The sequence below is a fragment of the Arthrobacter globiformis genome, from assembly GCF_030818015.1.
GTDB classification, from domain to species: domain Bacteria; phylum Actinomycetota; class Actinomycetes; order Actinomycetales; family Micrococcaceae; genus Arthrobacter; species Arthrobacter globiformis_C.
This window is the reverse complement of sequence record NZ_JAUSZX010000001.1, coordinates 1,717,919-1,738,620: the sequence shown is the minus strand read 5'-3', so window position 1 is coordinate 1,738,620 and position 20,702 is coordinate 1,717,919. Positions and strand designations below refer to the sequence as shown.

Genomic DNA, 20,702 nt, shown 5'->3' with positions numbered 1-20,702 from the left:
GCTGACAGGTACGTGGCTTGGTGGGGCTACTTGGCTGAGTCCAGCGAGCCGTCGGCGAGCTTGATGATCATCGAGCAGTCCTTGCCCGCCTCGCCGGCGTCGATGAGCTGCTGGAACAGCTGCTGGACGTGTTTGCCGATCTCGAGCGGCGTGCCGGTGTCCTCGGCGGCGCTGATGGCCAGCCCGATGTCCTTGTTGGCCAGTTCGGTGGTGAAGGTGGGCGCAAAGTCGTTGTTTGAAGCCGCGGTGGAAACGACGCCGGGCACCGGGTACCAGGTCCGCAGCGCCCAGGAGTCGCCCGAGGAAACGGACGCGATGTCCCAGAAAACGTTCTTGTCCAGACCCAGCCGGTCCGCCAGGACGGCACCCTCCGCGGTGGAGGCGAGGTTGATGAAGAGCATCAGGTTGTTGCAGATTTTCGCTGCCTGCCCGGTGGTGGCGCCGCCGGTAGGGATGATGTTGGCTGCCATCGGGCCGATGTAGCCGGTGGCGTCTGCGACGGCGCCCTCCTCGCCGCCCACCATGAAGGTCAGCGTCCCCGCCTTGGCACCGCTCATGCCGCCGGAGACCGGGGCGTCCACAAAGCGGAAGCCGGCGGCAGCCGCGGCATCGTGCAGTTCCTGGGCGGACGCGATATCGATGGTGGAGGAGTCCACCAGCAGCGTGCGGGTGTCGGCATGGGCCAGGACGCCGTCTTCGCCGAGGTAGACCGCGCGGGCATGCTCACCCTTGGGCAGCATGGTGAACACCACGTCAGCGCCGTCGACGGCCTCGGCAATGCTGCCGACCGGCTTGACGCCGGCCTCCTCGGCGGCGGCGAGCGCCGCGGGATTCAGGTCAAAACCGCGGACATCGTGCCCGGCCTTCGCCAGGTTCGCGGTCATGTTGCCACCCATGTTTCCGAGGCCGATCCAACCGATTACTGCCATGCGTAAGCTCCTTTGCTTCGGATCCGGCCGCCGGGGCCGGAAGGTCTGTGTCCACCATCACACCCTGCTAGAGTGCAATCAAGGGGAAATATCACAGACGGTATGTGCACTGATGCACACAGATGAAAGGCTTGCCGTGGACCTGAGGCGGCTTCCGAGCCCGGACGACCTGCTGATCCTGCTGACAGTGGCACGCCTGGGCAGGTTCAACGCGGTGGCGGAAACCCTGGGCACCACCCACACCACCATCTCCCGCCGGATCCTCGCCCTGGACAAGCAGCTTGGCGGCCGCACTCTCGAACGCAGCCCGCACGGCTGGGAGCTGACCCAGCTCGGTGCCGCCGCCGTGGAGGCGGCGGAAGCCATCGAGAACACCCTTGGATCGCTCTCCGGCCTGATCAGCCAGGACCAGAGCGCCCTGTCCGGGCTCGTGCGCGTGGCGACGACGGACGGCGTCGGAGCCGTGTTCGTCACGCCTGCGCTGGTCCGGCTGCAGCAGCAGAACCCGCAGCTGAACATCGAGATGCTCAGCGCTACGCGGAAGGTCAGCCAGAACAGATCCGGCGTGGACTTGGAAATCGTGGTGGGCCGGACGGACGTCAGCAACGCCCAGACCATCTTCCTGAGCAACTACTACCTGCGCCTCTACGCCAGCTCCGGCTACGCCGCGGAGCACGGACTGCCGGAAACGCTCGACGACGTCGGGCAGCATGGCTTTGTCTCTTACGTTGAGTCCGCACTCCAGGTGGCGGAGTTGGGGCACCGCTGGTCCTCGCAGCTGCCGATGCCTACCTCGAGCTTCCAGGCCACGAGTGTATTCGCCCAGGTCGAAGCGGTGCGGCAGGGCGCAGGCATCGGGCTGCTGCCGAACTTCATGGTGGCTGGGCAGCCGGACTTCGTTCCCGTGCTCGCCGACGACTTCGAGCGCCAGCTCCCCATCTGGGCGGTGGCACGGCCGGAATCCCTCCGCTCGGCCGCGGTGCAGGCCGTCATCGCCTCACTCAAGGAGGAAGTAAAGGCCCGGGCCGGGCTGCTGGCGGGCTGACGCGGCATCCCGTCAGGCGGCAGCCCAGCCGTGAGCCAGCCGTCAGGCCTTGAACAGGCGCCGCACAACTTGCCCTGACGCCAACGCATCCAGCCCCTCGTTGATCTCGGCGAGCGGCCTGGTGTCGGTGTGCAGCAGCTCGACCGGCAACCTGCCCTCCCGCCAATACCCCAGGTAAAGCGGGATATCCCGCCCGGGAATGGCGTCGCCCATGTACGAACCGAGCAGGCGTTTGCCGGCTCCGGCGAACTGCAGCGCCGGCACCGTCAGCTCGGCTGACGGATGGGGCAGACCGACCGAGACCACGGCGCCGCCTCGGGTCACATGCCCGAGGCACGCGGCAATCACACCGGCCGAGCCAACCGCTTCGATGGCGACATCGACCCCGTCGCCGGCGGCTTCCGCGATGAGTCTGGCCGCGTCCTCGGGCGTCCCCACGGCGGTGGCGCCGCAGTCGAGGGCGAGCTGGTGCTTGCCCGGATTGGGATCGACGGCAATCACACTGCCTGCCCCGGCGAGGGAGGCGGCCATGACGCTCGAAAGGCCAACGGCCCCGAGACCAAACACGGCCACCGACTGGCCGGCCGTGACAGCCGCGGTGTTGAGCACAGCTCCCATGCCGGTGAGCACGGCGCAACCGAACATCGCCGCGACGGTGTCCGGGACGTCGTCGTCAATCACCACCACCGACTCCCGGGCCACCACGGCGTAATCGGCAAAAGCCGAGACGCCCAGGTGGTGGTTGATCCGCTCCCCTGCCGGCGTCCGCAGCAGCGCCTCACCGTGGAGCAGGTCGCCGGAGCCGTTGACCTCGGCCGCCCGGTGGCAGAGCGCGGGACGGCCGGACCGGCAGGCGCGGCAGTCCCCGCAGCTGGGCACGAAGACCAGCACCACGTGGTCGCCGACCGACACGCCGGAGACGCCGTCGCCCACAGACACGACCCGCCCCACCGCCTCGTGGCCCAGTGCCATGGGCAGGGGCCGGACGCGCGAACCGTCCACCACCGAAAGGTCCGAATGGCACAGGCTGGAGTAGGTGATGGCAACGCCCAGCTCGCCGGCGCGCGGCTCCGGCCGGTCCAGCTCCTGCACCACCAGGGGCCGGGCGTCCGTGTAGCCGGGCTTCTGCGACGCAGTTCCGGTGCCGGGGACGGTGGAGTAGAGGACTGCTGCTTTCATGGAAATCCTTCGTCTCGGTGAACGGGCAACTGCCCGGCCCCGCATGGGTGGCGGGTCCGGGCAGCGGCTGAATGCTCGTCAGCGTCAGGGTCGGCGATAAAGCCGGGTCTATTTCTTGCCGGCTGCGAGCAGGTCGGCAGTGCCCTGGGCGTCGGCCGCGTCCACGTCGTGGAGCGAAATGCCGCGGGTTTCCTTCAGGAAGAACACGGCAACGGCGGTGATGGCGCAGGCAATCAGCAGGTAGATGGCCACCGGAACGGAGGACTTGTAGGTGCCCAGGAGCGACGCGGCGATGATCGGGGCCAGCGAACCGGCAACGATGGAGGTCACCTGGTAGCCCAGCGAGACGCCGGAGTAGCGCATCCGGGTGGGGAACATTTCCGCCATGATCGCCGGCTGGCCGGCGTACATGAGTGCGTGGAACAGCAGGCCGATCATGATGGACGCCAGGATGATCACGTCATTCTTGGTGTCCATCATCGGGAAGGCGAAGAAGCCCCACGTGGCACCCAGGATGGCGCCGGCCATGTAGACAGGCTTGCGGCCGAAGCGGTCGGACAGCTTGCCCACCAGCGGAACGGCGGCAAAGTGCACGGCGTGGGCGAGCAGAAGCAGCAGCAGGATCCGCGTCGTGTCGGCCTGGACCACCGTCTTGAGGTAGGTGATGGAGAACGTCACCACGAGGTAGTAGAGGATGTTCTCTGCAAAGCGCAGGCCCATGGCGGTGAAAACGCCGCGCGGGTAGCGCCTGAAGACCTCGGCAACGCCGTACCCCTTGTGCCCGGCCTCGACTTCCTTGCGGGCTTCGAGGAAGATCGGGGCGTCGTTGACCTTGGTGCGGATGTAGTAGCCGATCACCACGATCACCGCGGAGAGCCAGAACGCCACGCGCCAGCCCCAGCCGAGGAACGCTTCCTGGGTCAGGGTGGAGGACAGGATGAACAGCACGGCCGTGGCGAGCAGGTTGCCCATGGGCACGGCGGACTGCGGCCAGCTGGCCCAGAAGCCGCGGGACTTGCTGGGGCTGTGCTCTGCGACGAGGAGAACCGCGCCGCCCCATTCGCCGCCGACGGCGAAACCCTGGGCGAACCGCAGGAAGACCAGGAGCGCGGGCGCCGAGTAGCCGATCTGCTGGAAGGTCGGCAGGCAGCCCATAAGGAAGGTGGAAACACCGACCAGGATGATGCTCAGCTGCAGCAGCTGCTTGCGGCCGAACTTGTCGCCGAAGTGGCCGAAGACGATGCCGCCGATCGGGCGGGCAACGAAGCCGACGGCGTACGTGAGGAAGGCGGCGATGATGCCGTCCAGCTCCGTGCCGGCGTTGGGGAAGAAGGCCTTGCCAAAGACCAGGGTGGCAGCCGAAGCGTAAAGGAAGAACTCGTACCACTCCACCACGGTGCCGGCCATGGACGCCGTGACAACTTTCTTGAGGCCTGAGGCCTTGATATCGGTTTCCTCTGTGCGCCTTGCGGCGGAGCTTTCCGTACTCATTGCGAACTCCTTCGGCGTCTTCCTCGACACCACGGGGACCAGTCGATGGCGAAAGGGTGTGATGCGCACCACGAACGCCGGATTCAACGAGTATGGTCTGCCGAAGACGCAAGCTCAACGCCAAATAGTGCAGGGCACATCTGCATAAATGCACATGGAGGCACCGGCATTGCCACGATACGGCCGGCTTCCGGCCGCCCGGGCGGCGCACGCGTCAGTTGAGGAGGTGAGCCCTGAGCTGGGCGTTCAGCTGACCGATCTCCGTAAGGAATCCGTCGTGGCCGATCGGCGAATCGATCATGTGGACATCCACGTTCCCGGGCAGGGCCTCGGCGAGTTCCAGCGACTGGGCGGGAAAGTACAGCCGGTCCGTTTCCACGGCGGCCACGAAGAAGTCTGCGGAGGCCCGTGCTAGGGCTTCCTTGAGCGTTCCCCGCCCCCGGGTGACGTCATGGCTCATGAGTGCTTCCGTCAGGGCGATGTAGCTGTTGGCGTCGAAGCGCCGGACCAGCTTGTTGCCCTGGTGGTCGAGGTAGCTCTCCACCTGGTACCGGCCGCGGCCCGTCAGGGCCTCGGCCTGCAGCGGCTCTTCAGCGGCCTGGGCGTTCCTGCCGAAGCGGAAATCGAGTTCGTAGGCAGACCGGTAGGTGATGTGCGCGATCCGCCGCGCGAGCGCCAGGCCCTCCGCGGGTTCCGGCCCGCCGTAGTAGTCGCCGCCGTTGAAATGGCGGTCCTGCCGGATGGCAAGAGTCTGCGCCTGGGCGAAGGCGATTTGTTCAGCCGTGCTCCTGGCACCGACGGAGATGACACCGCAGCGGCGCACCCGCTCCGGGAAAGTCACCGCCCATTCGAGGGCGCGGGCCCCACCCATGGATCCGCCCACCACTGCGTGCCAGCTGCTGATGCCGAGCCGGTCGGCGAGCCTCGCCTCGGCGATGGTGGAGTCCCTGAGCGTGACCAGCGGAAAGCGCGAACCCCAGGGCTTGCCGTCCGGAGCGGTCGACGACGGTCCCGTGGACCCGTAACAGCCGCCAAGGATGTTGATGGAAATGACAAAGAACCTGTCAGTGTCCGCCGGCGCGCCGGGCCCGGCGAGCTGTTCCCACCAGCCCTCCTCGTTCCCGGCACCCCGCGTCACGTGCGTGCTGCCGGTGAGGGCATGCTGGACGAGGATGGCGTTGGAACCGTCCTCGTTGAGCGTTCCCCAGGATTCGTAGGCCAGTGTCACGTCCGGCAGGAAGCCTCCGGCCTCGAGTTCCAGGCTGCCGATTTTGAGGTACCGGACTGTGCCATCCTGATTTGTGCCGCCGGGAACGGTGCCGTTCAAAGCCGGACCGTGCGGAGCCCCGGCGGCGGGAAAGTCGGTGCTGCTGACAGAAATCGTCATAGGTAAACCTCTTCTACGCGCTTGCCCGCCGGCAGCTGTCCGGCAGGCCAGGTCTTCACCCGGGGCACCCCACCGCGGAAGGAGGGTTGCCGGCCAGCAAGCCGGGGCTGTCGCTGGCACTCATGACCTGTTGCCCAGTTTACGAAACAGTCGGACATCTGCGCGAAGAATGTGACGGCTGTGTGACTCCCGGCCCGCCCCTGCTGCTCCGGAGGCAGCTGGCTGTGCGTGGTCGACGCCGGGTGGACGACGAGGGAGCGCACGTCACCGATGGTCGCCACGTGGGAGTGCAGCTCCAGGGCATCCACGAAGCGCTGCCTGCCTCGGCGCCGGCCCTGTTATGCGCACAGCTTTGTGACGAACTTGGTCAAAGTATGGACTTTTCGCATAGTTAGGCGACCCTAAGCTGAGAGCCCCGTCACAAAGTGCCAAGATGAGGGCATGCGCATGGATCACGTCTCTTACGCCTGTGAACACGATGGCCTCGCGGCCACCACCGAACGTATCTCCTCTGCCCTCGGCGTCGAAGCCGTTAAGGGCGGAGTGCACCCCCGGTTTGGGACCCGGAACATGATTATTCCGCTGGCCGGCCACAAGTACCTTGAGGTTGTTGAGGTCCTGGACCACCCGGCGTCGGACAAGGCGCCGTTCGGCCAGGCCGTCCGGGCCCGGTCCGCAGCGGGCGGCGGCTGGATGGGCTGGTGCGTCGAAGTTGACGACCTCGCCCCGTTCGAGGAGCGCCTTGGCCGCGCCGCCGTCAACGGCAACCGCAAGTTCCCGGACGGCCGGGAGCTGGTCTGGAAGCAGATTGGCATCCTGGGCCTGATCGCGGACCCGCAGGTTCCGTACATGCTGAAGTGGGAGGGCGATCCGGGACTGCACCCGTCCAACGCCTATGACAGCAATGTGAAGATGTCCAGCCTCACGATTGCGGGCTCTGCCGAGCGCGTGACCGAGTGGCTCGGCGAGCCCGTCGAACGGCCGCTTGAGGATGTCGCAGTGAACTGGGTGGCCCCGCACGGTACGCCGGGAATCCTCTCCGTCACGTTCGAAACCGCAGCGGGCGCCGTCACCATCTGACGCACTTTCTGCCCTTTACTCCGGCCGCCATCAGCGGGTGCCAACGACGTCACCCGCCGATGGCGGCCGGATCATTTTTAACGGCGTTCCCAGCCCAGGACGTCTGGCCCGGGCTCACTAGCCGAGCCCGACAGTCTTGCCGAACAGGCTGAACCCGACGAACGCGACAATGTCCAGCAGGGCGTGCGCGACGACGAGCGGCATCACCCGGCGGGTTTTGGTGTAGACCCAGGCGAAGACCACGCCCATGATGGCGTTTCCAATGAAGGGCCCGAAGCCCTGGTAGAGGTGGTAGCTGCCGCGAAGCATTGAAGAGGCAAAGATCGCCAGGGGCATGGACCAGCCGAACTTGGAGAACCGGTCCAGCAGGTAGCCCACCACAATGACTTCCTCCACGATCGCGTGGCGCATGGCGGACAGGATCAGCACGGGCACTGTCCACCAGTAAGCGTCCAGGCCGCTGGGGATGATCGCCGTCGTAATGCCCAGGGCACGCCCGGCGGTGTACAGGCCGAGCGACGGGATGCCGATCAGGGCCGCCAGACCGAGCCCCTGCAGCAGGTCCTTTCCGGGCCGTGCAAAGTTGAATCCCAGCTTCTGGAACGCGGAGCCGGCGTCGTGACCGGACCCGGACTTCGCCTGGCGCTGGTCTGTCATGAAGTAGATCACCAGCAGGACCGGCACCAGGGCGAAGATGATGTCCAGCAGCTGGTAGGTCAGGTCGAAGTACTCGCGGGTACTTTGCGACCTGTTCAGCGTGGACGTCCCCTGCGCCAGCGGTGCCCGGGTCATCTTGTCCAGCAGCTGCACCACGGAATAGACGGCGGACTGCCCCAGCGACAACCCAAGGACAATCCACACTTCAAACCGCAGCCGACGGCGGGAGGGAACCAACATGTTCCTATCTTGCCTGCACCTGCTGATACTTTCCTGTCAGCGGCCGGTTCCTATCGGGCCGCGGGCTGACCCTATGCTGGGGAACTATGAGCGCTCCCGGGAAAATCATCATGATCCGGCACGGCCAGTCGGCGGCCAACGCGGATACCTCCATCTACAACAGGGTTCCCGACTACCGGATTCCGCTGACGGAGCTCGGGCTGGAGCAGGCGAAGGCCGCCGGGGAGCGCATCCGCCGCGAGCTGGACGGACGGCAGGTGAGCGTCTACGTCTCTCCGTACCTGCGCGCCTACCAGACCCTCGAGGCGCTGAACCTTGGCTCCCTGACGGAGCGGGTGATTGAGGAGCCGCGGCTACGCGAGCAGGACTGGGCCAACTTCCAAATCTCAGGCGACATCGAGGACCAGAAGGAACTCCGCAACGCCTACGGCCACTTCTTCTACCGCTTCCGGGAGGGCGAGTCGGGCTCGGACGTCTACGACCGGATTTCCTCCTTCATGGAAACCCTGTACCGGCACTGGTCCAAGCCGGATTACTCCCCCAACGCCCTGCTGGTCACGCACGGGCTGACCATGCGCCTGTTCTGCATGCGCTGGTTCCACTGGTCGGTGGAGTACTTCGAGTCGCTGAATAACCCCGAAAACGCCGAAATCCGGATGCTGGTGCGCAACAGCCTGGGCAAGTACGAACTCGACAAGCCCTTCACACAGTGGGTGGACCGGAGGGTGGACGAAACCGTGTTGGACGCCCCGCCGGTGATCTTCTAGGCGCGCTAGCATGGGTGCGTTTCGGCACCGTGTTCTTAGCTAGGTGCCGGCCACGATCACTTCGGTGCCGCGCGCTTCGAATGCGGCCTTGTCTGCGGCCGAAATGCCTGAGTCGGTGATGAGCCGGGTGAAGTTGTAGCCGTCCATGGTGGCGAACGCCCGGCGGCCCACCTTCGAGGAATCCGCGATCACGTAGGAAACGCTGGCCCGGCTGGCCAGCAGCGCATTGACTGTTGCCTCGGCCTCGCCGGTGTTGGTGGGCCCCACCTCGGCGTCGACGCCGTTGACCCCGATGAAGGCGATGTCCAGCACTACCTTCTGCATGATGATGTCCGTGTACGGACCCACGAGCTCATAGGACCGCGTGTTGAGGATGCCCCCTGTCACCATCACCTTGATGTTGGGCCGGACGGCAAGCTGCGAGGCGATGTTGATCGCGTTGGTGACCACCGTGAGGGTGGGCTGGTTCGACGGCGAGTTGAGGTCTTCGCGGGTGGCCAGAATCTGCGCCAGGGCGGTGCTCGTGGTGCCGCCGCAGAGCCCGATCACCATGCCCGGGGCGATGAGTGCCGAGGCGGCCAGCGCGATCTCCTGCTTGGCCACGGCGTGGTCGTCCCGGTTGTACCTGCCGGGAAGGTCGTAGGCCAGGGCGCCGGTGGTGGCACCGCCGCGGGTTCGTGTCAGCAGCCGCCGCTTGGCCAGGCTGTCCAGGTCCCGCCGTGCAGTCGCCGGCGATACGCCGAGCCGGGTGACGATCTCCTCGACTTCCACCTGGCCGGTTTCGGCAAGGAGATCAAGGATGGCCGTCAGTCGGTCGGTGCGGGTCATGCAGGGCCTTTCAGATCTAAAACGTCACCAAGAAATGACGCTTTTTGATTGTATCAAACCCCTAATGATCAGATTGCGTCACCGGTCGCGTCTGGTGGCCCCGGCTGACACTACCGTGCCCGCACCCCTGCGCGCCACACTGCGTGGGTGAGCGGCATGCCGGGCCGGTAGGCGAGGTGGGTGGCGGACGGGGCGTTGAGGAGTTGCAGGTCCGCCCGGTGACCGACGGCGATGGAGCCCACCGCGCGTTCGCCGTCGACGTCCTTACCGGCCTCGCGCTGCAGCGCCAGGGCGCCGCCGTACGTCGCCGCCCGGACGGCCTCATGGACACTCAGGCCCATCTGAAGGACGGCAGTGGTGACACAGAATGCCATGGAACTCGTGTAGGACGTGCCGGGATTGCAGTTGGACGCGAGCGCCACGGGCACGCCGGCATCCAGCAGCTGCCGGCCGGGCGCCAGCGGCTGGCGGGTGGAAAGGTCGCAAGCCGGCAGGCAGGTGGCCACCGTTCCCCGCACGCCTGTTCCCGCAGCGGCGTCCCAGCCGGACCAGCCGCCGGCGAGGCTGGCGATGTCCTGCTCCGAGAGATAGTTGACGTGGTCCACGCTCGCTGCGCCGAACTCCACCGCGAGGCGGACGCCGGGGCCGTGCCCCAGCTGGTTGCCGTGCACCCGCAGCCCCAGCCCGGCGTCACGGCAGGCCTGCAGCACGGTGCGGGACTGCTCCTCCGAAAAGGCTCCCCGTTCGCAGAACACGTCGGCCCAGCGGACGTAGGGGCGGGCGGCGTCCAGCATGGGGCCGCAGGCAAGTTTGGTATACTCATCCGCGTCAACCCCGGCCGGCACCAGGTGGGCGCCCAGGTAGGTGACCTCGTCCGCCACCGTCGAGGCGATCCGGGCACTCCTGGCCTCCTGCTCGACGTCCAGACCGTAACCGGTTTTCGTCTCCAGGTACGTCGTGCCTTGCGATACCGCTTCGGCGACGCGCCCCTGCGCCAGCCGCGTGAGGTCGTAGTCGCCGGTGTTCCGGGTGGCTTCAGTCGTGACGGCGATGCCACCGGCGCTGTACTCCTCCCCCGCCATCCGCGCCTCGAACTCCGCCGTCCGATCCCCGGCGAAAATCAGGTGCGTGTGGGAGTCCACCCAGCCGGGCAGCACGGCCCGGCCGCCCGCATCGAAGGCCTCGTCGGCCGCCGGGGCGGCCGATGCCTGGCCAATCCAGGAGATCCGTTCGCCCTCGATCACCACGGCCGCGTCCTTGAGGACACGGTGCTCCGCGTCCTGGGTCATCAGTTCGGCAATGTTGGTGATCAGGGTGCTCATGGATCCATTCTTCAGCGCCGGATGGACCAGCGCGTCGCAGCCAGCGCATCCGCCGTCTGGGATACCGGACCGGCACCCATGTCCCGTCCGGCACTGCCTTCCCTCCCGGGACTGGCATCCGGACTCGCCAGGATCTGGGCAGCGGCCAGTTCCGCGATACCGGACGACGTCTGGAAACCGTAGCCGCCCTGGCCGGCGAGCCAGAAGAACCCGCGGGCCTCGGCGTCGAACCCCACTACCGGGACGCCGTCGGCCGCCTCGGTGCGCAGGCCCGTCCAGGCCGTCCGGACGGGGCCGATCCCCAGCGTCGTCAGCGTATTGAGCCGGGAGATGAGCCGCTCCACGTCCCCGGGACGGGGTCGTGCATCCTCCGCCGGACTGGCCACGTGTTCCGACGGCGAGATCAGCACGTCGCTGCCTTCCCTGCGGAAGTAGAAGGAGTCGTCGGCAGCTGCCACCATGGGGCTGCCCTCCGGCAGCGGGTGGGCGACGCCGACAATTGCCGCCGTGCGCCGGTACGGCTGCAGGCCGATCTTCTCGACGCCGCTCAGCACCGCCAGCTCGTCCGCCCAGGCACCGGCCGCGTTGACCAGAACGCCGGCGGAGAAGCCTTCCTGCCCGGCGCCGATCTCCCAGCCCGACCCCATCCGCTGGGCGGAGTGGACGCGGGCGCCGGTGATGATGTCCACTCCGGCAGCTTCGGCACGCGCCCGGTGCCTTTCCAGCAGCACCGGGGCGTCGCACCCGAAGGACCCGGTGTCCAGGCCGGCGGCGGAGAAGGACTCCGGTTTCAGGGCCGGGCATAACCCGAGCGCTTCCCCATGGCTGATCAGGCGCATCTCGCCGCTGGCCTCGGCCCGCACCGTCTCTTGGTCCCCGATGAGCAGGAAGCTCCGCGGTGACAGCACGGGCTGGGGCTGTTCGGCGTCGTCCGCCGCGATCAGCTCCAGGGTGCGGACGGTGAGTTCCTGGACCACTGGTGGACCGTAGCTCGGGATGAGCTGCCGGGCCGAGCGCGAGGACGAGTGGTATGCCAGCCGCTGCTCTGCCTCCACGAGGGCAACAGTGCATTTGCCCGCCAGCGCGGAGGCCAGCGACAGACCCGCTATCCCGCCGCCCACAATGACCACGTCATAGGTTGATGCCATGGGCTCAATCTTTACAGATGGCCTGAACCTGATGCAGTCACCGCGTCCCGGCTCTTGACGAACGCCTGGACGCAGGTCTCGACGTCGTCGGCGCTGTGCGCGGCGGACAGCTGGACGCGGATGCGGGCGGCGCCGCGCGGCACTACGGGGAAGCTGAAGGCGGTGACGTAGACGCCGTGCTGGAGCATCTGGTCGGCCACCTTTGCTGCCAGCACGGCGTCGCCGAACATGACAGGCACAATGGCGTGCTCGCCGTCGAGCAGTTCGAAGCCTTCCTCCGTCATCCGGCGGCGGAACAGCTCCGCGTTCCGGAACAGCCTGTCCCGCAGCTCCCCGGATGTCTGCACGAGCTCCAGTGCTTTAATGGTGGCTGCCACGATGGCTGGCGCGAGGGAGTTGGAGAAGAGGTAGGGGCGGGCCTTCTGCCGGAGCATCGCCACCACTTCGCCGCGGCCGGACACGTAGCCGCCCGAGGCGCCGCCCAGCGCCTTGCCGAAGGTGCCGGTGAAGATGTCCACCCGGTCGGAGACGCCCGCGTGCTCGGGGGTTCCGGCTCCGGTGGCGCCCATGAACCCGACGGCGTGGGAGTCGTCCACCATCACCAGGGCGTCGTGCTTCTCGGCGAGGTCGCAAATGGCCTCCAGCGGGGCCAGGTAGCCGTCCATGGAGAAGACGCCGTCGGTGACGATGATCTTCCGCCGGGCATCCTTGGCCTTCACGAGTTTCGCCTCCAGGTCAGCCATGTCCTGGTTGGCATACCGGAACCGCTGCGCCTTGCAGAGCCGGATCCCGTCGATGATCGATGCGTGGTTCAGGGCGTCGGAGATGATGGCGTCCTCCGGGCCGAAGAGGGATTCGAAAACGCCGCCGTTGGCGTCGAAGCAGCTGGAGAACAGGATGGTGTCCTCCGTGCCCAGGAACTTTGAGACCCTGGCTTCGAGTTCGAGGTGGAGGTCCTGGGTGCCGCAGATGAAGCGGACACTGGCCATGCCGAAACCGCGATCGTCCATGGCGGACTTGGCCGCAGCGATGATGTCCGGGTGGTCGGCCAGGCCGAGGTAGTTGTTGGCGCAGAAGTTCAGGACGGGCGAGCCGGCCTCACCGATCTGCCCGGCTGTGATGTGGCTGGCCTGAGCGGAGTCGATATGCCGCTCGGTCTTGTAGAGACCCGCGGCGCGGATGTCGTCGAGCTCGGCGCGGAGCTGGTTCTTGATGGCTGAATACATGGCGGATTCTCCTCGGCTGGGACAGTTAAAGACTCTATTGGTGGCGATGGCGGCGTCAGGATTGGTGCGCGGCCAGGCTTCGGGCGCCGTCTGGTTTCGGGCGCCGCTCAAATTTCCGACCAGTCGAGCACGACCTTGCCGCCGACGCCTGCCTTCGCGATTTCGAAGCCCTTCTCCCACTGGCTGGCAGGCAGCACGTCCGTGACCACTGCGGAGATGCTGGCGTGCAGCGCAGGGTTGGAGGACAACATGGCACTCATGGCGTACCAGGTCTCGTACATCTCGCGGCCGTAGATGCCCTTCAGGGTGAGCATGTGCGTGACCACCTTGCCCCAGTCGATGTTGATGGACTGGCTGGGAAGCCCCAGCATGGCGATGCGTCCGCCGTGGTTCATGTTGTCGATCATCTCCGGCAGCGCCGTAGGGTGGCCGGACATTTCCAGTCCGATGTCGAAGCCTTCGCGCATCCCCAGCTCCCGCTGCGCTTCCCGGACCCGCGTCTTGGAAACGTCGATGGCGAGGTCCACGCCGAGCTGCCGGGCAAGCTCGAGCCTCGGGGCCGAAACGTCGGTGATGGCGATCTTGCGGGCGCCGGCATGGCGGGCCACGGCGATGGCCATGAGGCCGATCGGCCCAGCGCCGGTGATCAGCACGTCCTCACCCACCAGCGGGAAACTCAGGGCGGTGTGCACGGCGTTGCCGAAAGGGTCAAAGATGGCGCCGAGCTCGGGCGTGACGGACGGGTCCTGGTGCACCCAGACGTTCGTCTCGGGGATGACCACGTATTCGGCGAACGCCCCGTCCCGCTGCACGCCCACGCTGACCGTGTGGATGCACATCTGCCGGCGGCCGGCGCGGCAGTTGCGGCAGATCCCGCAGACGATGTGGCCTTCGCCGGACACACGGTCGCCCACTTTGACGTAGCGCACGTCCCCGCCGGTGGCCACCACCTCGCCGTAGAACTCGTGACCGGCGATCAGCGGGGCCTCGATGATGCCCTGCGCCCAGGCGTCCCAGGACTGGATGTGCAAATCAGTCCCGCAGATGCCGGTGGTCAGCACGCGGATCTTGACCTCGCCGGGTCCCGCCTCGGGTTCCGGGCGGTCGGTCAGTTCAAACCCGGCATGTGCGCCGGCCTTGTAGAGGGCCTTCATTGGCTTCCTTACGTTCGGCATGCGGTGGCATGCGGGGAAATCTCCCTTCATTAGAGCCACCTTCGACCCGTTAGCACAAGGGGAATTTTCTCAATCGACGATTAAGGAATTGCTAAGGAATAAGATGGAGCGCATGGAAATCCACCAGCTCGAAATGCTGCGGGAGCTTGGCGCGCTGGGAAGCGTCAAGGCTGTGGCCGATACCCTGCTCGTCACGCCCTCGGCCGTGTCCCAGCAGCTCGCCCAGCTGCAGAAAAGCGTCGAGGTGCCGCTGACCCGCAAGGAGGGCCGGAACCTGGTCCTCACAGAGGCTGGCCAGGTGCTCGCGGACGCGGGCGCCGCCGTCGTCAGTGCCATGGCCGACGCGCGGATGGCGATCGGTGCGTACCACAGTTCCACGGTGGCGCCGGTGACCGTGAGCGGATTCCACAGTGCGGGGCAGGCGCTGTTTGCGCCGCTGGCACGGCTACTGGACGGGCCGGACAAGCCGAAGGTGCTGCTCTCCGACGAGGACGTCGCCCAGCAGGATTTTCCCGCACTGACGGCGAGGTACGACCTTGTCCTGGCGCACCGGATGGACCACAGCCCCAAGTGGCCGGAGGAAAGGGTGGCGGTGATACCGCTGGCCCATGAGCCGCTGGACGTGGCACTGCCGGCTGGTCACCGCCTGGCGGGCCAGGCGGCGCTGACGGCGTCCGACGTCGTCGGCGAACCCTGGGTGACCAGCCGCGCTGGCTACTCCCCCGCGGACGTGCTGTCCGCCGTCGCTGCGGTGTCCAGCCGGGAGCTGAACATCGTCCACCGGATCAATGACTACTCCACGGTGGCCGCGCTGGTGGCATCAGGAAGCGTGATCGGCCTGCTGCCGCGGCACACAGCGCGGCCCGTGCTGAATCCGGACATCGTGCTGCGGCCGCTGCACGGGATCAGCACCCGGCGGCGGATCGATATCCTGGCGCGCCCGGAAAACCTCAAGCGCGCGTCGGTTCGGGTGGTGTGCGAGGCGCTGCAGGACATCATGGCCCGCCTCAGCCACGCTTAAGCCCAACTGGGTCGCAGCACAGGGCGTTCTGAGCGCTCAGAACCCCCGCAGCTGCGACCCAGTTGGGAAATGGGGTCAGACGCCGAGCTTCTCCAGGATCAGCTCGCGCACACGGCCGGCGTCGGCCTGGCCACGGGTGGCCTTCATGACGCCGCCGACGATGGCACCGATGGCCTGAACCTTGCCGCCGCGGATCTTGTCCGCCACGTCGGGCTGCGCGGCCAGGGCTGCGTCGATGGCTTCCAGGAGCGGGCCGTCGTCCGACACCACGGCCAGGCCGCGCTTCTCGACGACCTCGGCCGGGGTGCCTTCGCCGGCGAGCACGCCGTCCAGCACCGCGGAGGCCATCTTGTTGTTGATCTTGCCCGCCTCCACCATGCGGCTCAGTTCCACGATGGTTTCGGGTTCGACGCCCAGCTGGCCGGGGTCGACGTCGGCGTTCTTGGCGCGGCCCACGATTTCGCCCATCCACCATTTGCGGGCCACTGAAGCCGTGGCGCCGGCGGCGATGGTTTCCTCGATCTCATCCAGTACGCCGGCGTTGACGACGTCGCGGAATTCCAGGTCCGAGTAGCCCCAGTCCTGCTTCAGCCGCTTGCGGCGCTCGGCCGGCGGCTCGGGCAGGGTCGCACGGAGCTCTTCCACCCATTCCCTGGAGGGAACGACGGGAACCAGGTCCGGCTCCGGGAAGTAGCGGTAATCGTCGGCGTCGGACTTTTCCCGGCCCGACGTCGTCGTGCGCGTGTCCTCGTGCCAGTGGCGGGTTTCCTGGATCACGGGCTCGCCGGAGTCCAGGACGGCGGCGTGCCGCTGGATCTCGTAGCGGACGGCGTGTTCGACGGCGCGCAGCGAGTTCACGTTCTTCGTCTCGGAGCGGATACCGAAGCGTTCGCGGCCGTGCGGGCGCAGCGAGACGTTGGCGTCGCAGCGGACGTTGCCGCGCTCCATCTTGGCGTCCGAGACGCCGAGGTTCTTGACGATTTCACGCACCGCCGCGACGTAGGCCTTGGCGAGCTCGGGGGCGCGGGAACCGGCGCCCTCGATCGGCTTGGTGACGATCTCCACGAGCGGGACGCCTGCACGGTTGTAGTCCACGAGCGAGTATTCCGCGCCTTGGATGCGTCCCGCCGAGCCGCCGAGGTGGGTCAGCTTGCCGGCGTCCTCCTCCATGTGCGCGCGCTCGATCTCGACACGGAACACAGTGCCGTCCTCGAGTTCGATGTCCAGGTAGCCGTCATACGCGATCGGCTCGTCGTACTGGGACGTCTGGAAGTTCTTGGGGGTGTCCGGGTAGAAGTAGTTCTTCCGGGCAAAGCGGCAGGATTCGGCGATCTTGCAGTTCAGCGCGAGGCCGATCTTGATGGAGGACTCCACCGCGGTCTTGTTCACCACCGGCAGGACGCCGGGCATGCCCAGGTCCACCTCGTTGACGTTGGTGTTGGGCTCGTCGCCGAACACGTTGGGCGCGGAGGAGAACATCTTGGTCTTGGTGTTGAGTTCAACGTGCACCTCGAACCCCAGGACGGGATCGTACTTCTCCATGGCTTCTTCGAAGCTCAGAATCGCGTCAGTCATCAGTGTGAACCTCCGTGGCTCGACGGGGCGTTAGCCAGGGAAACAGTGGCCGGCAACGCAGGGGCCTTGTCCAGCAGCGGTCCGCCCCACTTCGCTTCCAGCAGGGATTCCAGGACAGCACCCACCCGGTAAAGGCGGGCATCCTCGCGGGCCGGTGCCAGCAGCTGGATGCCGACAGGCAGTCCGTCCTCGTCGGCCAGGCCGCCGGGCAGCGAGAGGCCGGGGACGCCGGCCATGTTGGCGGGGATGGTGGCGACGTCGTTGAGGTACATCGCCAGCGGGTCATCCAGCTTCTCGCCCAGCTTGAACGCCGTGGTGGGCGCCGTGGGGGAAATCAGGACGTCGGCCTTGGCGAAGGCAGCCTCGAAGTCACGCTGGATGAGCGTGCGGACCTTCTGCGCGGAACCGTAGTAGGCGTCGTAGTACCCGGCGGACAGCGCGTACGTGCCCAGGATGATGCGGCGTTTGACCTCGTCACCGAACCCTGCGGCGCGGGTGGCACCCATGACGCGCTCGATGGTCAGTGGCGGATCCTCGGGGAGCACGCGCAGGCCGTAGCGGACGCCGTCGAACTTGGCCAGGTTGGAGGAGGCCTCGGACGGCATGATCAGGTAGTAGGCACCCAGCGCGTACTGGAAGTTGGGGCAGGACACCTCAACGATCTCCGCACCCGCCTCTTTCAGCAGCTCCAGCGATTCGTTGAAGCGGTTCTCGACCCCGGCCTGGTAGCCCTCGCCGTGGAGCTCCTTGATGATGCCGATCTTCATGCCGTCCACGTTGCCGAGCCGTGCCGCGGCCACGAGGTCGCCCAGCGGGTCCGGCAGGGAGGTGGAGTCATGCGGGTCGTGGCCGCCGATGACCTGCTGCAGCAGTGCCGAGTCCAGGACGGTGCGGGAGACGGGACCGATCTGGTCCAGCGAGGACGCCATGGCGATAGCACCATAGCGGGACACGCCGCCGTAAGTGGGCTTGACGCCCACGGTGCCGGTGACGGCGCCGGGCTGCCGGATGGATCCGCCGGTGTCGGTACCCAGGGCCAACGGTGCCTCAAAGGCAGCGACGGCGGCAGCGGACCCGCCGCCCGAACCGCCGGGGATGCGGTCCAGGTCCCACGGGTTGCGGGTGGGGCCGAACGCCGAGTGCTCGGTGGAGGAGCCCATGGCGAACTCGTCCAGGTTGGTCTTGCCCAGGATGGGCATCTTGGCTGCGCGCAACTTCTTGACGACGGTGGCGTCGTACGGGCTGTGCCAGCCTTCGAGAATCCTGGAACCGGCCGTGGTGGGCTGGCCGATGGTGACGATGAGGTCCTTGACGGCGATGGGCACACCAGCCAGCTCATGCAGTTCCTCGGCGGCCTGCCCGCCGGCGGCGCGGATGGCGTCCACCTCGGCCGCGACAGCGAGCGCTTCCTCGGTGTTGACGTGCAGGAACGCGTTGACGCCGCGCTCTCCCCCGTCGACGGCGGCGATACGGTCAAGGTGCGCCTGGGTGACCTCGACGGCGGTGACCTCACCGGCGGCCAGCTTCGCGGCCAGCTGGGCCGCGGAAAGACGGATGAGTTCCGTGCTGTTGGTTTCAGTCATGTTCTAGTCCTCATCCAGGATTGCGGGGACCTTGAAGCGGTCTGCGTCCGAGTCCGGAGCGCCGGAGAGTGCCTGCTCGGCGGTGAAGGTGTGGCCCACCTCGTCCTCGCGGAACACGTTGCTCAGCGGAATCGGGTGCGAAGTGGCCGGAACGCCGTCACCTGCGGCCTCGCTCACGGATTTCACCGCGTCTACGATGACGGCAAGTTCGCCGGCCATCCTGTCCAGCTCTTCAGCACTCATCTCAATGTGCGCGAGCCGCGCTAGGTGCGCGACGTCGTCACGGTTGATCGCAGCCATGGATCTCCCTGCAAGTTCGGAATGGGTTTCCGAACTAGTCTACTGTCACGTTGCCCTGCCGACTTCCGGCTACTCACCTTCCGGCCTCAGGCCGGACGGTCCTCCGCGTGCCGCCGTCGTTCCTTACTCTCTTTTCGCCCAGATAAAAGGAAAGCAGAGTGCGGAAATCATTCCGCACTCTGCTTTTCTTCTTGTTATTTGTCAGGGTGCCGGCGAGCGGCTAGTGGATGCCGATTGCTCCGGTCAGGATTGCCACTCCGAGCATTACGAGGGCTACTACTGCACTCCTCCAGAGAACCTTCTTGTGGTGGTCGCCCAGGTCTACCTTGGCCAGGGAGACCAGGAGCAGGATGGCGGGAACCAGCGGGCTCTGCATGTGGAACGGCTGGCCGGTGATGGAGGCACGGGCCATCTCGGCGGCGCTGATGCCGTAGTGGGCGGCGGTTTCGCTCAGGACGGGCAGCACGCCGAAGTAGAAGGCGTCGTTGCTCATGAAGAACGTCATGGGGATGCTGAGGACGCCCGTGATGACTGCCATGAGCGGGCCCATGCTGGACGGGATGATCTGGACCAGCCACGCGGACATGGCTTCAACCATGCCGGTGCCTTTCAAGACGCCGGTCAGGACCGCGGCGGCCATGACCATGCTGACCACAGCCACGATCGACGGGGCGTGCGCCACGAGCTGCTTGCCCTGGTCCTTGACGTGGGGGAAGTTCACCAGCAGGGCGATGGCCGAGCCGACCATGAAGACGTAGGGCAGGGGCACGAGGTCGGCGATGAGCATGCCCATGACGGCGACCGTGAGGCCCAGGTTGAACCACTGCAGCTTGGGACGGAGCGTCTCGCGGTTGGGGTCCAGTGCGGTATCCGCCATGGCGGTGTCGCTGTCATCCACCAGCGTCTCGGTGCGTTCCAGCACGGCGACGGAGGAGCCTTCACCGCCGACGGCGGGGCCACCCGTTGCGGGAACAGGTGCGGTACCGCGGCCCGAACCACCGCGGCCGGTGCGGCCGCTGCCGGCGGGAGTGCCGCCGTCGAACGCTTCAGCAGTTTCCGGCGTTCCCCAGATCTCCGGCTGCGTGGCACGGAGGCGGTTGCGTTCCTGGAGGCCGAGGACCCAGGCGAAGACCAGCACGACGGCGAGGCCGGCGATCAGCGACGGGATCATGGGAACGAAGACGTCGTTGACGTCGATCTTCAGGGCGCTGGCGGCGCGAGCCGTGGGGCCGCCCCAGGGAACGATGTTCATGGTGCCGTTGGCCAGGCCGGCCACGCAGGTGAGGACCACGGGGCTCATCTTCAGCCGGAGGTAGATCGGCAGCATGGCGGCGGTGGTGAGGATGAAGGTGGTGGAGCCGTCGCCGTCAAGGGATACGGCAGCGGCCAGCAGGGCGGTGCCCAGGACCACCTTGGCGGGGTCATTGCCGAGCTTGCGCAGAATGAACCGGACCAGCGGATCGAACAGCCCGACGTCGATCATCAGGCCGAAGTAGATGATTGCGAACATCAGCAGCGCTGCGGTGGAGGTCATGGACTTCATTGAGTCCATGACCATGTCGCCGATGCCGAGGCCGGCACCTGCGAAAAGACCGAAAATGGTGGGGACGATGATCAGCGCCAGCACTGGCGTCAACTTCTTCGTCATGATCAGCACCATGAAAACCGCGATCATGGCGAATCCAAGTAATACCAGCACAGCCGGCTCCTTCTAGTGAACAGCACCACCCCGGTGTGATGCGTACTACA

Annotated in this window: 17 protein-coding genes, 1 pseudogene and 1 riboswitch; of the genes and pseudogenes, 4 read left to right on the top strand and 14 right to left on the bottom strand. The window is 66.7% G+C overall.

Annotated features, from left to right (window positions below):
- Positions 1 to 26: 26 nt before the first annotated feature.
- A pseudogene (gene mmsB / locus QFZ23_RS07950) lies at positions 27 to 947 on the bottom strand (3-hydroxyisobutyrate dehydrogenase); the annotation flags it as partial.
- 94 nt (positions 948 to 1,041) lie between these two features.
- Here mmsB and QFZ23_RS07945 point away from each other — a divergent pair.
- Entirely contained in the window at positions 1,042 to 1,974 is a 933-nt protein-coding gene (locus QFZ23_RS07945) for a LysR family transcriptional regulator (RefSeq protein WP_306921913.1), read from the top strand.
- Positions 1,975 to 2,016: 42 nt separating this feature from the next.
- Here the strand turns inward: QFZ23_RS07945 and QFZ23_RS07940 are convergent, their stop codons facing one another.
- The 3 genes from QFZ23_RS07940 to metX form a co-directional block, all read right to left on the bottom strand.
- Positions 2,017 to 3,153, bottom strand: a complete 1,137-nt coding sequence (locus QFZ23_RS07940) for an alcohol dehydrogenase catalytic domain-containing protein (RefSeq protein WP_306921911.1) — start codon at positions 3,151 to 3,153, stop codon at positions 2,017 to 2,019.
- Between the two features lie 108 nt (positions 3,154 to 3,261).
- Positions 3,262 to 4,644, bottom strand: a complete 1,383-nt coding sequence (locus QFZ23_RS07935) for an MFS transporter (protein ID WP_306921909.1) — start codon at positions 4,642 to 4,644, stop codon at positions 3,262 to 3,264.
- A gap of 214 nt (positions 4,645 to 4,858) precedes the next feature.
- Complete coding sequence (gene metX / locus QFZ23_RS07930) at positions 4,859 to 6,031, bottom strand: homoserine O-acetyltransferase MetX (protein WP_306921908.1); 1,173 nt, start codon at positions 6,029 to 6,031, stop codon at positions 4,859 to 4,861.
- A gap of 12 nt (positions 6,032 to 6,043) precedes the next feature.
- Positions 6,044 to 6,159, bottom strand: a riboswitch (SAM riboswitch).
- Positions 6,160 to 6,472: 313 nt separating this feature from the next.
- On the opposite strand from metX, the gene QFZ23_RS07920 reads away from it, so the two are divergent.
- The gene (locus QFZ23_RS07920) at positions 6,473 to 7,111 is read left to right on the top strand and encodes a VOC family protein (protein WP_306921907.1); all 639 of its coding nucleotides are present in this window, start codon (positions 6,473 to 6,475) and stop codon (positions 7,109 to 7,111) included.
- Between the two features lie 117 nt (positions 7,112 to 7,228).
- Here the strand turns inward: QFZ23_RS07920 and QFZ23_RS07915 are convergent, their stop codons facing one another.
- Complete coding sequence (locus QFZ23_RS07915; protein WP_306921904.1) at positions 7,229 to 8,008, bottom strand: CPBP family intramembrane glutamic endopeptidase; 780 nt, start codon at positions 8,006 to 8,008, stop codon at positions 7,229 to 7,231.
- Between the two features lie 86 nt (positions 8,009 to 8,094).
- Here QFZ23_RS07915 and QFZ23_RS07910 point away from each other — a divergent pair, with 86 nt between their 5' ends.
- Positions 8,095 to 8,775 carry a histidine phosphatase family protein gene (locus QFZ23_RS07910; RefSeq protein WP_306921902.1) on the top strand — a complete coding sequence of 227 codons (681 nt, stop codon included), beginning with the start codon at positions 8,095 to 8,097 and terminating at the stop codon, positions 8,773 to 8,775.
- Positions 8,776 to 8,814: 39 nt separating this feature from the next.
- On the opposite strand, the gene QFZ23_RS07905 is transcribed toward QFZ23_RS07910, so the two are convergent.
- From QFZ23_RS07905 to tdh, 5 genes are all read right to left on the bottom strand, one after another.
- Positions 8,815 to 9,603, bottom strand: a complete 789-nt coding sequence (locus QFZ23_RS07905) for a DeoR/GlpR family DNA-binding transcription regulator (RefSeq protein WP_306921901.1) — start codon at positions 9,601 to 9,603, stop codon at positions 8,815 to 8,817.
- Between the two features lie 110 nt (positions 9,604 to 9,713).
- On the bottom strand, positions 9,714 to 10,925 hold the full coding sequence (gene hutI / locus QFZ23_RS07900) for an imidazolonepropionase (RefSeq protein WP_306921899.1): 1,212 nt from the start codon (positions 10,923 to 10,925) through the stop codon (positions 9,714 to 9,716).
- 11 nt (positions 10,926 to 10,936) lie between these two features.
- Complete coding sequence (locus QFZ23_RS07895; protein ID WP_306921897.1) at positions 10,937 to 12,073, bottom strand: NAD(P)/FAD-dependent oxidoreductase; 1,137 nt, start codon at positions 12,071 to 12,073, stop codon at positions 10,937 to 10,939.
- Positions 12,074 to 12,084: 11 nt separating this feature from the next.
- Positions 12,085 to 13,299: a glycine C-acetyltransferase gene (locus QFZ23_RS07890; protein ID WP_306921895.1), complete on the bottom strand. Its 1,215-nt coding sequence runs from the start codon at positions 13,297 to 13,299 to the stop codon at positions 12,085 to 12,087.
- A 107-nt stretch (positions 13,300 to 13,406) separates the two neighbouring features.
- A complete protein-coding gene (tdh, locus tag QFZ23_RS07885; protein ID WP_306921893.1) occupies positions 13,407 to 14,453 on the bottom strand; it encodes an L-threonine 3-dehydrogenase in 1,047 nt (348 codons plus the stop codon).
- A 133-nt stretch (positions 14,454 to 14,586) separates the two neighbouring features.
- On the opposite strand from tdh, the gene QFZ23_RS07880 reads away from it, so the two are divergent.
- The gene (locus tag QFZ23_RS07880) at positions 14,587 to 15,495 is read left to right on the top strand and encodes a LysR family transcriptional regulator (RefSeq protein WP_306926742.1); all 909 of its coding nucleotides are present in this window, start codon (positions 14,587 to 14,589) and stop codon (positions 15,493 to 15,495) included.
- Between the two features lie 75 nt (positions 15,496 to 15,570).
- On the opposite strand, the gene gatB is transcribed toward QFZ23_RS07880, so the two are convergent.
- The 4 genes from gatB to QFZ23_RS07860 all read right to left on the bottom strand — a co-directional run bounded on the left by gatB (position 15,571) and on the right by QFZ23_RS07860 (position 20,652).
- On the bottom strand, positions 15,571 to 17,073 hold the full coding sequence (gene gatB / locus QFZ23_RS07875; RefSeq protein ID WP_306926739.1) for an Asp-tRNA(Asn)/Glu-tRNA(Gln) amidotransferase subunit GatB: 1,503 nt from the start codon (positions 17,071 to 17,073) through the stop codon (positions 15,571 to 15,573).
- A complete protein-coding gene (gatA, locus tag QFZ23_RS07870) occupies positions 17,070 to 18,653 on the bottom strand; it encodes an Asp-tRNA(Asn)/Glu-tRNA(Gln) amidotransferase subunit GatA (protein WP_306921891.1) in 1,584 nt (527 codons plus the stop codon). Before gatA ends, gatB begins: the two co-directional genes overlap by 4 nt.
- A gap of 3 nt (positions 18,654 to 18,656) precedes the next feature.
- On the bottom strand, positions 18,657 to 18,953 hold the full coding sequence (gatC, locus tag QFZ23_RS07865; protein WP_003802035.1) for an Asp-tRNA(Asn)/Glu-tRNA(Gln) amidotransferase subunit GatC: 297 nt from the start codon (positions 18,951 to 18,953) through the stop codon (positions 18,657 to 18,659).
- A gap of 220 nt (positions 18,954 to 19,173) precedes the next feature.
- On the bottom strand, positions 19,174 to 20,652 hold the full coding sequence (locus QFZ23_RS07860) for a CitMHS family transporter (protein ID WP_306921888.1): 1,479 nt from the start codon (positions 20,650 to 20,652) through the stop codon (positions 19,174 to 19,176).
- Positions 20,653 to 20,702 lie beyond the last annotated feature (50 nt).